The organism is Pannonibacter anstelovis, from assembly GCF_036881715.1.
In the GTDB taxonomy this organism is placed as follows: domain Bacteria; phylum Pseudomonadota; class Alphaproteobacteria; order Rhizobiales; family Stappiaceae; genus Pannonibacter; species Pannonibacter anstelovis.
In genome coordinates, this window is sequence record NZ_JBAKBF010000011.1 from 56,469 (window position 1) to 68,509 (window position 12,041).

General features: G+C 59.6%; 13 protein-coding genes. 7 read left to right on the plus strand and 6 right to left on the minus strand.

What is annotated here, in order from left to right:
• Window positions 1-64: 64 nt before the first annotated feature.
• From V6L75_RS16385 to V6L75_RS16395, 3 genes are all read right to left on the minus strand, one after another.
• Window positions 65-1,576 (minus strand): ABC transporter substrate-binding protein, encoded by a 1,512-nt coding sequence (locus V6L75_RS16385; protein ID WP_334252559.1) that lies wholly within the window; start codon window positions 1,574-1,576, stop codon window positions 65-67.
• A gap of 115 nt (window positions 1,577-1,691) precedes the next feature.
• Window positions 1,692-2,447 (minus strand): FadR/GntR family transcriptional regulator, encoded by a 756-nt coding sequence (locus V6L75_RS16390; protein ID WP_425498801.1) that lies wholly within the window; start codon window positions 2,445-2,447, stop codon window positions 1,692-1,694.
• Window positions 2,448-2,677: 230 nt separating this feature from the next.
• Window positions 2,678-3,400: an aspartate/glutamate racemase family protein gene (locus V6L75_RS16395; RefSeq protein ID WP_334252560.1), complete on the minus strand. Its 723-nt coding sequence runs from the start codon at window positions 3,398-3,400 to the stop codon at window positions 2,678-2,680.
• 95 nt (window positions 3,401-3,495) lie between these two features.
• On the opposite strand from V6L75_RS16395, the gene V6L75_RS16400 reads away from it, so the two are divergent.
• The 3 genes from V6L75_RS16400 to V6L75_RS16410 all read left to right on the plus strand — a co-directional run bounded on the left by V6L75_RS16400 (window position 3,496) and on the right by V6L75_RS16410 (window position 6,657).
• Entirely contained in the window at window positions 3,496-4,107 is a 612-nt protein-coding gene (locus V6L75_RS16400; protein ID WP_334252561.1) for a pyridoxamine 5'-phosphate oxidase family protein, read from the plus strand.
• A 9-nt stretch (window positions 4,108-4,116) separates the two neighbouring features.
• Window positions 4,117-4,542 (plus strand): DUF2306 domain-containing protein, encoded by a 426-nt coding sequence (locus V6L75_RS16405; RefSeq protein ID WP_334252562.1) that lies wholly within the window; start codon window positions 4,117-4,119, stop codon window positions 4,540-4,542.
• A gap of 69 nt (window positions 4,543-4,611) precedes the next feature.
• Window positions 4,612-6,657 carry a M3 family metallopeptidase gene (locus tag V6L75_RS16410; RefSeq protein WP_334252563.1) on the plus strand — a complete coding sequence of 682 codons (2,046 nt, stop codon included), beginning with the start codon at window positions 4,612-4,614 and terminating at the stop codon, window positions 6,655-6,657.
• A 147-nt stretch (window positions 6,658-6,804) separates the two neighbouring features.
• Here the strand turns inward: V6L75_RS16410 and dgt are convergent, their stop codons facing one another.
• The gene (dgt, locus tag V6L75_RS16415) at window positions 6,805-8,151 is read right to left on the minus strand and encodes a dGTP triphosphohydrolase (RefSeq protein WP_334252564.1); all 1,347 of its coding nucleotides are present in this window, start codon (window positions 8,149-8,151) and stop codon (window positions 6,805-6,807) included.
• Window positions 8,152-8,451: 300 nt separating this feature from the next.
• Here dgt and V6L75_RS16420 point away from each other — a divergent pair, with 300 nt between their 5' ends.
• The 4 genes from V6L75_RS16420 (at window position 8,452) to V6L75_RS16435 (ending at window position 10,192) form a co-directional block, all read left to right on the plus strand.
• Window positions 8,452-8,703 (plus strand): type II toxin-antitoxin system ParD family antitoxin, encoded by a 252-nt coding sequence (locus tag V6L75_RS16420; protein ID WP_186391878.1) that lies wholly within the window; start codon window positions 8,452-8,454, stop codon window positions 8,701-8,703.
• Between the two features lie 3 nt (window positions 8,704-8,706).
• Window positions 8,707-9,000 carry a type II toxin-antitoxin system RelE/ParE family toxin gene (locus tag V6L75_RS16425; protein ID WP_186391879.1) on the plus strand — a complete coding sequence of 98 codons (294 nt, stop codon included), beginning with the start codon at window positions 8,707-8,709 and terminating at the stop codon, window positions 8,998-9,000.
• 277 nt (window positions 9,001-9,277) lie between these two features.
• The gene (locus V6L75_RS16430) at window positions 9,278-9,580 is read left to right on the plus strand and encodes a hypothetical protein (RefSeq protein ID WP_334252565.1); all 303 of its coding nucleotides are present in this window, start codon (window positions 9,278-9,280) and stop codon (window positions 9,578-9,580) included.
• A gap of 195 nt (window positions 9,581-9,775) precedes the next feature.
• Complete coding sequence (locus V6L75_RS16435; RefSeq protein ID WP_334252566.1) at window positions 9,776-10,192, plus strand: DUF423 domain-containing protein; 417 nt, start codon at window positions 9,776-9,778, stop codon at window positions 10,190-10,192.
• Window positions 10,193-10,232: 40 nt separating this feature from the next.
• Here V6L75_RS16435 and V6L75_RS16440 read toward each other — a convergent pair whose 3' ends face one another.
• Both V6L75_RS16440 and fghA read right to left on the minus strand, forming a co-directional pair.
• On the minus strand, window positions 10,233-11,000 hold the full coding sequence (locus V6L75_RS16440; RefSeq protein ID WP_334252567.1) for an SDR family oxidoreductase: 768 nt from the start codon (window positions 10,998-11,000) through the stop codon (window positions 10,233-10,235).
• Window positions 11,001-11,216: 216 nt separating this feature from the next.
• Window positions 11,217-12,041 carry an S-formylglutathione hydrolase gene (gene fghA / locus V6L75_RS16445; RefSeq protein ID WP_334252568.1) on the minus strand — a complete coding sequence of 275 codons (825 nt, stop codon included), beginning with the start codon at window positions 12,039-12,041 and terminating at the stop codon, window positions 11,217-11,219.

Consider the following 12,041-nt stretch of genomic DNA (forward strand, 5'->3'; position numbering starts at 1 on the left):
TGCGGAGAGGCCCCCGCAGCGCCATGGGAGATCAGGACTCAGCCCCGCACAGGGGGCGGTTCCATCAGTTCCCCTTTTTCAGGCCGGTAAGGCGGATCATGCCGTCCGGCGATGCAACAAAGCCGGTGATGTCCTTCTTCATCGCCCAGATCCAAGACTGATGACCCAGATAGATCATCGGCAGGTCGTCGTTGAGAATGGCCGTTGCCGCATCGTACTTTTCCTTGCGCACGGCATCGTCAGTCGAGGCACGGGCTTCGTTCAGGAGCCTGTCAACCTCCGGATTGCAATACTTGGTATCGTTGAGACCAGCATTGCAGGTGACGAACTGGTGAATGTTGCCATCCGGATCGACGCGTCCAGACCAGTCAGAGCGGGACAACTGATAATTGCCGCGGGTCTGTTCATCGAGCAGCGTGGCAAACTCGGTGGACTTCAGCGTGACATCGATGCCCGCCTCGGCCACCATCGACTGCACCACCTGCATCATCTGCTGGGCAACCGGATTGTTGGAAACCTGAAGCTCGACAGGAACACGGTCAAACCCGGCCTCCTTCACAAGCTGCTTCGCCTTCTCCACATCGCGGGCAGGAACTGGGATCGACTTGTTGAACCAGGGGCTGTTCGGCGGGAAAGGCTGGTTGCCACCCACGGCCGTGCCTTCATAGACGATCTGGACAAGTGCATCGCGGTCGAGCGCCATGGAGAACGCCTGACGAAGACGCTTGTCCTTGCCAAAGGGGTTGTCCGCACGCGAACCATTGCCGACGTTCACATAGACCGACATGTACCCGATATTGACGACATCGGCGTAGGTCAGGTTGGGATCGGCCTTCACCGCAGCCGCATCGGTCGGGGCAAGGCGCTCGATCATGTCGAGATCACCCGACTGAAGGTTGGCAAGCCGCACGGTTGAGTCCGGGATCGGCAGGTAGGTGACCTTGTCGATGAAGATATTGTCCTTGTTCCAGTAGTCCTGGAACTTCTCCAGCACGATCCGGTCCTGCTGGATGCGCTCCACGAACTTGAACGGCCCGGCGCAAACCGGGCTGGAACCAAAGTTGGCGCCAAGCTTTTCAGCCGCGGCAGGAGAAACGATCATGCCGGCACGGTCCGAAAGCTGAGCCAGCAGCGTAACGTCAGGCTTCTTAAGCGTGAAACGAACCTCGAGCGGTCCCGTTGCCTCGACCTTCTCGACCGAGGACAGCTCGCTCTTGCGGCGGGACTCGGGCAGCGTCATGTTCCGCTCAATGGTGGCCACCACGGCCGCAGCGTCCATGTCCGTGCCGTCATGGAACTTCACGCCCTCGCGCAGCTTCATCGTCAGGGTCATCCCGTCTTCCGACCAGGCCCATTCGGTCGCGAGCTGCGGCACAATCTTGAGGTCCGGCGAGACGTCAACCAGCTTGTCGCACATCGCCGTGTAGACGATGCGGCCGACAAAAGAACGGGACTGCGCCGGATCCAGCACATCTGCATCATCCTGAAGAGCGATCTTAAGCTCTGCCGCAGCCGCAGGCAGAGCGGAAAGAGCACCAAGTGCGAGAGCGGTCGTCAGACGCAAAATTCGGTTCATACCAATTCCCTCCGGTCTGTTGGTTCTGTTTGCTGACAAGGGACCAGTTCGTCCCTTCGACCGGGCAGGTTCGCCCGGTGATCTCTGTTCCGGGCTGCTGCCACCCGGTGGAGTTTCAGGAGGCAGCCTCCTCCTCCAATGCCTCCGGCACAGGCATGCCGTGATCGAGCGATGTTGCGCGGATGAGGCGTTCCTGCAGCATCAGGAGGTGCTGGCGCATCGCTTCCCCCGCCCGCGCCGGGTCACGCGCGGCAATCGCGGCAATAATGTCCTCGTGCTGTGCATAGGCCATGGTGATGCCGGGGCCGGTACGGGCCCGCTCGCGGAAGTTCTGCCAGGCCTCGTCCTGCCGTACCTGGTTGATCACATCGAAAATGGTCAGGAACAGCCCGTTGCGCGCGCTCTGGGCGATCTGCCTGTGCAGCGCGCCATCCCAGAGTTCGCGGGCATCGGCGTCATCAGTCTCCTTGATACGCCGGGCAAGATCCTGCATGCGGGCCAGCTCCGCAGGCTTTGCGCGAAGAGCCGCCAGCTGCGCCAGTTGCGGTTCGATCCGCAGGCGGACCTCCATGATTTCCATGAAGTCGGTTCCCGCGACAATCGCATCAACCCCTTGCGCAAGGCCGCCGGGCCGCTGCCCGGCAAAAGTGCCCGCCCCCTGCCTGCGCCAGATTTCCCCTTCCGCCTCCAGCACCTCGAGCGCACGGCGGATGGCACGCCGCCCAAGACCAAGTTTCGCCGAAAGCGCCCGCTCGGTCGGCAGCTTTCCATCCGCACCGAAGTCACCTTCGCGCAGCATGTCGCGCAGCTTCTCCAGCGCGTAATTGGCATTGTCAGGGTGTGGCGGCGTCTGGACCATTGAATGAACCATTTTCAAGATTGGTTCATCCTGTTTGACGAAGCGGCATTCTGTCAAGCCGCAAAGCTGAACAAACAGTACGCTCAAAGACTGTGCAAATGCCCAATATTTCCGCGAGTAATCCTCAGGTGGCTCAGCACCTCATCCGGCACGGACAGTCCTGCCGGAGAAAGGCAAATGGTACCGGTAAAAGCCGGAAACTGGACGAGGACCTGAACCAATATGGCAGCTGGTCCAGCGCCTCAGATCTGCCCGCAGGCCGCCTGATACAGCCAGCGGCCGAGGGTGAGGATATCGAAGACCGGCAGACCGAAGCGCTGGCGCAGAGCTGACGAGAACGGCGGCAGGTTGGTGCATTCCAGCAAGAGCGCGCCGGTGGACGGATGCTCCGCAATCAGCCGCTCTGCCACTGCCTCCAGCTCCGCCTGAAGTGCCGGCGCATCATAGGCCGCGCCGCCCTCGATCAGCCCGCGGAAAGCCCCGGCCTGCGGCAGGCCCATGACCGGCGTTGCAGGATCTGCGCCCACGCCTGCAAAATGCGCCGGACCGAGGGAGGCTGCGTCATAGGTGATCACCCCGACCGTACGCCCCTTGGGCAGGAGGCTTGCAATCACCGGGATCTGCAACAGGCTGGAGGTGGCCAGCGGCAGGGACATACGGGAGGCCAGCACCGGCTGGCGCGCCGCCAGAAAGCCGCAGGAGGTGATCAGAGCCACGGCGCCCTGCTTCTGCAGCGCCTCTCCGGCGGCGGCGAAGGCATCCAGCAGATCCGCATCATCCCCGCCGACCACCTTGCGCGCCGTTGCACCGCTGACAGTCCGGTACTGCACCGGAAACGGCCAGCTGGCCGCATTGCCCACATCGCCCGGCGGACGCTCAAAAGCGGTGTCCAGCATGATGACGCCCAGCGGCGGTATTGTCCCGGCGGCGGCGTGGTCCATGGTCTGCAACGGCTTTCCCCGCATTGAAAAAATTCCGCCCCGCCGTGTCAAAACACTGGCAGGCCCGGCCGGATCAGGATTAGCTCTAGCGCAGCACAGGCACCAAGGACACCGGCACGATGAGCATCATCACCAGCATTGACGATCTGGAAAAACTCTATGGCACTGCGGGTCCCACATCCACGGTCAAGGAAAGCCCGCACATCACGCCGGAATACCGCCGCCTGATCGAGGCATCGCCCTTCTGCGCGCTGGCTACCAGCGGGCCTGAGGGGCTGGACTGCTCGCCGCGCGGCGACAGGGGATCCTGCGTCATCATCGAGAATGATACCACCCTGCTGATGCCCGACCGGCGCGGCAACAACCGGATCGATTCCTTGCGCAACGTCGTGCGCGATCCGCGTGTGGCACTGATGTTCCTCATTCCCGGCCATGGCAATGCCCTGCGTGTCAACGGCCGCGCTGTTGTCAGCATTGATGAGGACCTGCTGACCCGGCTGGAAATGGAAGGAAAGCGGCCGCGCTCCGTTCTCGTCATTTCCATCGAAACCATCTACTTCCAGTGTGCCCGCGCCATCATGCGCGCCGGATTATGGGATGCCTCGGCCCAGGTAGACTCCAGTACCCTGCCGACACCGGGCCAGATCCTCGCCAGCCTGTCGGAGGGCACCGTGGGCGGCGAGGCCTATGACAAGGAATGGCCGGAACGCGCCCGCACGAGCATGTGGTGAGGAGCTGACATGACACTTGAGCCACTCGTGGCCGCAGGCCCGGTCATTGCAACACACGCCTTTGCCGCCATTGGCGCTGCCGTTCTGGGCGTGATCCAGCTGGCCGCACCGAAGGGAACCCTTCCCCACCGCAGCCTTGGTTACCTCTGGGCGGGGCTGATGCTCTGGGTCGCAGGATCCAGCCTGTTCATTCACGAGCTGCGGATGATCGGTCCCTTCAGCCCCATCCACATCCTGTCAGCCATCACACTCATCGGTGTTCCCGCCGCAGTCTATGCAGCCCGGCGCGGCAGGCTGGCAACGCATCGCAAGGCCATGCAGCACATCATGTTCTGGGCATTGCTGGTGGCCGGGCTCTTCACCTTCATGCCGGGCCGCATCATGCATCAGGTTCTCTTCGGCCCGCCCGCCACCACCTCTGCAGTCAGCAACTGACGTTTGGCATCTGGAAACTCTTGCCCCATATGAAGGCAGACAGCCTGCCGCAAACCATTGGAAAATCTCATGTCCGGAAACCCGCTCCTCACCGCTTGGTCCACGCCCTTTGGCCTGCCGCCCTTTGCTGACATTACCCCGGCGCATTTCCGCGAGGCCTTTGAAACGGCCATGCAGAATGCACGCAAGGAAATCAACGCCATCGCAGATCAGGCAAAACTGCCAAGCTTTTCCAATACGATCATTGCCCTTGAAACGGCTGGCGAGGACCTGTCCCGCGTTGCCCGCACCTTCTTCAACCTGACTGGTGCGCACACCAATGCCGAACTTCAGGACATCGAGCGCGACATGGCGCCAAAGCTCGCCAAGCACGGCTCCGACACCATGCTGAACCCGAAGCTGGCCGCCCGCGTGTTTGACCTTTGGGAGCGGCGCGACAGTCTCGGCCTGACTGACGAGGAACTGCGGGTGCTGGAGCGCTACAAGCTGGGCTTCACCCGCTCGGGCGCGGGGCTGGACGAGACCGGCAAGGCCCGCATGGCCGAAATCGGCCAGGAGCTGGCGACCCTCGGCACCCGCTTTGCCCAGAACGTGCTGAAGGATGAATCCAGCTATCAGCTCGTGCTGGAAACGGAGGAAGACCGCGCCGGCCTGCCCGACTTCCTGCTTGCCGCAGCCGCTGCCGCCGCCCGCGACCGGGGGCTGGAGGGCAAGCATGTGATCACCCTTTCACGCTCCTCCATCGAGCCGTTCCTGCAATTCTCCACCAACCGGGAAAAGCGCGAGGAAGCCTTCAAGGCCTGGGCCGCACGCGGCGAGACTGGCGGCGAGACCGACAACCGCGAGATCGTGGCCCGCACGCTGGCCCTGCGCGCCGAAAAGGCGCAGCTGCTCGGCTATCCGCATTATGCCGCCTACAAGCTGGACGACTGCATGGCCAAGACGCCGGAGGCCGTGCGCGCCCTCCTGACCCGCGTATGGGCGCCTGCCGTGGCGCAGGCACGCACAGAGCGCGACAAGCTGGCGGAAGCCGCCCGCGCGGAGGGCAACAACACCCCCATCGCCCCGTGGGACTGGCGCTATTATTCCGAGAAGGTGCGCAAGCGCGACCATGACCTCGATGAGGCGGAGCTGAAGCCCTACCTGCAGCTCGACAAGATGATCGAGGCCGCCTTCGACACCGCCACCCGCCTGTTCGGCCTCACCTTCGAGGAGAAGAAGGGCCTGCCGGTCTATCACCCGGATGTGCGCGTCTTCGAGGTGCTAGGCCGCGACGGCAAGCATGTGGGCCTCTTCCTCGGCGATTATTTCGCCCGCCCCTCCAAGCGCTCCGGCGCCTGGATGAGCGCCTTCCGCCCGCAGCACCGGGCAAAGGGTGAAATCACTCCCATCATTGTCAATGTCATGAACTTCTCAAAGGGCGCCGATGGCGAGGCTGCCCTGCTGACCTTTGACGACGCCCGCACCCTCTTCCACGAATTCGGCCACGGGCTGCATGGCCTGCTGTCCAATGTCACCTACCCGTCCATTTCCGGAACGTCCGTGGCGCGGGACTTCGTGGAACTGCCCTCGCAGCTTTATGAGCACTGGCTGAGCCAGCCGGAGGTGCTGTCCCGCTTTGCCGTGCATTACAAGACCGGCGAGCCCATGCCCAAGGCGCTGCTCGACAAGGTGCTGGGCGCACGCAACTTCAATCAGGGTTTTGCCACGGTGGAATACACCGCCTGCGCCCTCCTCGACCTCAATCTCCACGAGATCGCGGACCCGGCGGGCATTGATGTCACAGCCTATGAAAAGACGGCACTGGCGGAAATCGGCATGCCGGATGAAATCATCATGCGCCACCGCATCCCGCAATTCTCCCACGCCTTCTCGGGCGAAGGCTATTCCTCCGGCTACTACAGCTACATGTGGTCGGAAGTGATGGACGCGGACGCCTTCGGCGCCTTCGAGGAAACCGGCAACATCTTCGACCCCGCCACCGCCACCCGCCTCCACGACTTCATCTACTCCGCCGGCGGCCGCCAGGACCCCGAAGAAGCCTACAAATCCTTCCGGGGGCGTGGACCGGATATCGACGCGCTGCTGGAAAAGCGCGGGTTGAAGGCGGCGTGAGGGAGTGAGAGTTTAGCGGGATGTGATGCCCCGGCCCGGGGAACCGGGCTGGGGAGCACCAGGCTGAAGGAGGCAACCTAAAGCCACAAATCTATAATGACACAGAAAAGCGTCACCCGCCCTCAAGTCAAACCATCCGCCGACTATTCATGATACCATAAGCATCTTTGCAACTTTAACCGCATACCGGTCCGTCATTCCAGAAACATAGTCACAAATCGACCTGCAAGCAGAATAAGAATCCCTGACATCCCTTAAATCTACTGCAACAGCTTTTTTCAACTGCCGACAATACGAACTCATACTATCTTCATTACAATTATTATTTATATAATCCTCATAAATAGGCAACAATCCATTAAGAATACCATGAATAACATTTCTCCCAAAAACCTCAAGCTCTACCTTTCTTTTTGAAGTGAATAGTTTTTTATTTGAGTTATCGGTAATATTTCTGAAAAAATCAGAAACAGACGAAGCATCAATCAATGACAACGAAAATCTTCCATCAATTATTTCATCATAGTTTTCTTTGAATACATCAATGCAGCTTTTTATTGATTTATTTATTGCGACAGCACGCAAGATAGCGATCTTTTCGCCCTCATTTTGTTCCGGGTACTTTTGACAAAAATCCTCAATACCGGCCAGCGGGAGCAACATATCAGAAACCTGATCATAACTAAAATCACCCGAAGTAAATCCATCCTCAACATCAAGTATTTTGTAACATATATCATCAGCGGCCTCCACAAGGAACGCCAAGGGATGCCTACGCCAATACTTATTTCCCGCTTCAGATACACATGGAATTTCAATAGATGAGAACACCTTCTCAAATATCTTAAACTCAGATTTGAAAATCCCGAACTTTTTCAAACCGCAATATTCTTGAGAATTTATGAAATTGCCTCTCATTTCTGCGGTCACAGGATACTTAACAAATGAGGCAATTACAGACTTTGACAGTCTCATGCCTCCATCATTTCGATACATCTCCAATTGATTTATTATTCTGAACCCTTGCGCGTTTCCTTCGAAGTTGGACAGCTCTTCATGAAATTCTACAGGTAAATCTAAGAATATACCCTTCTTTTCAGCTATTTTATATTTAAACCACTGGCCAATCGCATCTTCTCCAGAATGTCCAAATGGAGGATTTCCTATATCGTGAGCCAAACAAGCTGCCTGCACAACTCCAGCAACGCGGTGCCTTTCACCTTTCTCAATCTCGTTCCGTTCCTCCAACCATGCACCAACTCCAATTCCCAAGGATCGGCCTACACTTGCTGTCTCAAGACTATGTATTAATCGATGATGCAAATGATCGTTTTCATAAAGCGGGTGAACTTGCGTCTTGTTCGCCAGGCGACGAAAAGGCGCAGAAAACAAAATGCGATCATAGTCTTGTATATAAGACGGCCTATCGGCTTGTTCACTATACAGCTCGTTATATCCGAGCCTCTGCCCATCAAGAAGCTTGCACCACTCCATCAAAAACTCCCGCCCTTTGAATTAAGCCTCTAAAGAATCTAACATTTAAGATACAAAATTCAATCAGTAGATGCACTTCAGAATCAAGAAACCTTTTGACGAAAACCGGTACTGGTGGCCACTGCGGCTTGCGTCATACGAACATCACTCCAATACTCGTTCAAGACGCCATCATTGCAAGGCCATCTGCCCGGCTCACAGCCCCCGGAACAAGCCGGGGCGGCGCCTGCGATTGAGGACCGCTCAAAAACTGACAAGTCTCACCACATATGGCATGATGTCCAGATGGAGGTGATGCCGATGGCGACCATGAATGTATCCTTGCCAGATCCCGTGAAGGAATGGGTAGAGGAGCAGGCCCGCACCGGCCACTATGCGAATGCGAGCGACTATGTGCTTGATCTGATCCGCAAGGATCAGGAGCGCAGCAACAAGATCGCGGCCATGCAGCGCCATGTGGACGAAGGTCTGCAGAGCGGCTTGGGCAGCCGCTCGAAAGAAGAGCTGTTCGAGGCAGCGCTGACACGGACAGCAGCACCGCGCAGCGGCTGATTCATGGGCTTTCATCTGTCCCTTGAAGCGGAAGAGGATATTATCGGCATTGCCGAAACAGGCTTACGCCTTTTTGGTGCTGAACAGGCGAGAAGATACCATGACCAGCTGTTCGAGCTGTTTGACCTGATCGCAGCAAATCCCCAGCTGGCAAGAGAACGCCCGGAATTGACGCCGCCCATGCGCATATATCCCTTCAAGGCGCATCTGATCATCTACAGGATTACCGAAAGCGGCGATATTCTCATTGTTCGGATAAGGCACGGGCACGAAGACTGGGCAACTTCGCCGTCCTGACCATATTCTCCGCATCTCATCGCGGACGCCGTGTGACGCCGGTTTCCGGCAGTTGCTGGCAGTTCATAAAGGGGATGGTAGCTTTCGCTTCTCTTGCCCCCTCACGGGCGCCGGCACAAGGCCGGCGCGGCGCGGAGGAAGGTAAAAGGATGCCCAGACGCGATTACTTCTGAAGCCATCCGGTCTTTAATTGTGGAACTTAACCAACACCCCCTCTAATTGCACATAATTATTCTGTATCCAGATATCCAGTATGAGAGGAATGGAGCACAGGGGAATGGCAAGATATCGCGTTGGAAATCGTTACCTGTCCGAAAAAGAGTACCAAGAAGAAGTCGACACCAAATGGGCAGGCGGCCTGTTCCTTTTCGGCCTTATTACGGTGGGCATAATTGTGAACAAATATCTCGTAGACCCCGAATGGCATAAAACAGTCCGCTTCTTCGCCACCGCCATTCCCGCGATAGTTTCTGGAATAATACTTGCACTTATTCGAAATATAATAATATTTATGATAGGGTTATTATTTGTAGCCTCCGCTCTAATGTGGATTTACGAGATAGTTATGGCATTAATTTAAAATTAAAATATTCGTCCCGGCCTGATAATCGTGCTGGCAGGTCTGCCGTTTCACGTTCAAATGTCCCCCTCCCCCTGCGTCCCTTTGCCATGCGCCCGCACATCGACACCGCCCCCTGCCGCCGGTAGATTTGTCCGGATGGATACTCTCCCGAGGGCGCCGTGTGGTGCCGGGTTTGGCTGATGGCGGTTCAGGATGCAGGTTTCTTCTCAAGGCTCTCCCTCTGACAATGCGGTGTCACAGGCCGCGCATCCGCTGTTCCGGGCGGGGATGGTGGCTGGTGGGCTCTGCGGGGCGGCGGGGGTGGCGCTGGCGGCGCTTGGCACGCATATGGATGCAACCGGGCTGATGAGCGTGGCCTCCGGCATGCTGCTGTTCCATGCTCCGGCGTTTCTGGGCCTCGGCGCACTGGCGCAGCTGCGGTGGGTGCCGCTCTTGCCCATTGCCTTTGTGCTGCTGCTGGCAGGCGTTGCGCTGTTCAGCGGGGATCTGGTCAGCCGGGCGCTGACGTCCGAGAGGCTGTTCGCCATGTCCGCGCCCACGGGCGGCTCACTGATGATCTGCGGCTGGCTCGCCGTGCTGCTCAGCGCGGCCTTCGTGCGGCCGCGCTGAAAATCAAACTCCCGGTGCACTGACACACCGGGAGCTTCCCTCAGGTCTTGGAGATGGAATTGCCGCCATCGGCGGTCATCGCCGTGCCGGTGACGAAGGAGGCATCGTCACTGAGGAGGAAGGCGGCAGCGGCGGCGATCTCTTCCGGTTCGGCGAGGCGCTTCAGGGCATGCAGCCCGGCTACCCAGTCCAGCGACGCCTGATCCTGCGGCGCCATGTCCGTGCGGGTGCCGCCCGGCAGCAGGGCGTTGACCCGGAGCCCCGCCGCCCCGTGCTCCGCCGCCAGAACCTGCGTCAGGCCAATCAGCCCCGCCTTTGCCGCCGCATAGGCCGCCATGCCCGGCAGGCCCGCCGCATGGCCGACGAAGGTGGAGGTGAAGACGATGGCGCCCTGCCCGCCATCCGCCAGCATGGCCGGGATCTGCGCCCGCGCCAGATGGAAGGCACTGGTGAGGTTCACCTCCAGCACCCGGTGCCAGTTGGCCGGGCTCATCTGCGGCAGCGGCACCATGTCCCCCACCATGCCGGCATTGTTGAAGGCTCCGTCGAGGCGGCCGAACTGCCCGAGGGCGGCATCCACCAGCGCCTGCGCATGTTCCGCCACAGCCACATCCCCTGAGACAGAAACGGCAACAGGGACGGCTGCGCCGCCGCCTGCGTTGAGTTCAGCGGCCAGCGCCTCCAGCCTGTCCTTGCGTCTGGCGCCGATGACGAGCCTTGCGCCGCGTGCCGCAAACATGCGCGCTGCCGCTTCGCCGATGCCGCTGCTGGCGCCGGTGATGATGATGACCTTGTCTTTCAATTGCATGGATCTGCTCTCCGGTTGAAAACACCGGCAAGCTAGGCGGCATGAGCAGACTGGACGACCCGAAAACAGACTGGCAAGCCCTTGTCCGGAAAGGAATATTTTTGCGCTCCGCTCGCTTTCCGGGTTGCGGCGGATGAGGAAGCTGGACGCCCCAACGGCAAGGGGCGGAGCCATCACGGACCCCGCCCCTTGCTCATTGCGAAAACGCGTATTGCGTCACTTCAGCCGTTCGGCATGCCATTCGACGTGATCGCGGCCGAAGGTGGCGACGAAGTTGTAGGAATGGTCATAGCCCGCCTGCAGGCGCACCGTGGAAGGCGTGCGGGTGCGGCCCAGCGCTTCCGCAAGAGCTTCGGGCTTCAGCAGATCCAGGAACTGGTCGGACAGGCCCTGATCGACCAGAATGTCCGAAGACCAGCCCTTGTCCCCCAGCAGATGCACCGCATCATGGCCGCGCCACAGGCTTTCGTCCGGGCCGAGATATGCCCCCAGCTGCTTGCGGCCCCAGTCCGAGGCGGATGGGTGGGCAATTGGCGCGAAGGCCGAGAGCGAGGCATAGTGGCCGGGGTGGCGCATGGCGAGCGTCAGCGCGCCGTGGCCGCCCATGGAGTGGCCGGTGATGCCGTGGCTGTCCGTCACGGGGAAGGATGCGGCCACGAGATCGCGCAGCTCGCGCACCACATAGTCTTCCATGCGGAAATGCGGTGCCCACGGGTCCTGTGTGGCGTTGACATAGAAGCCCGCGCCCTGCCCCAGATCATAGGCCTCGTCATTGGCGACACCTTCGCCGCGCGGGCTGGTGTCGGGGAAAACGATGGCCAGCCCGAGTTCGGCCGCATGGGCCTGCAGCCCGGCCTTGGTCATGGCGTTCTCATGGGTGCAGGTCAGGCCCGACAGATACCACAGGCAGGGCACGCGCCCTGCCTTGGCCTGCGGCGGCAGGTAAACGGCAAAGGTCATCGGCACACCGCAGACCTTGCTGTCATGGGTGTAGACGCCCTGCACGCCGCCATACATGCGGCTTTCGGAAACGGTCTTCAT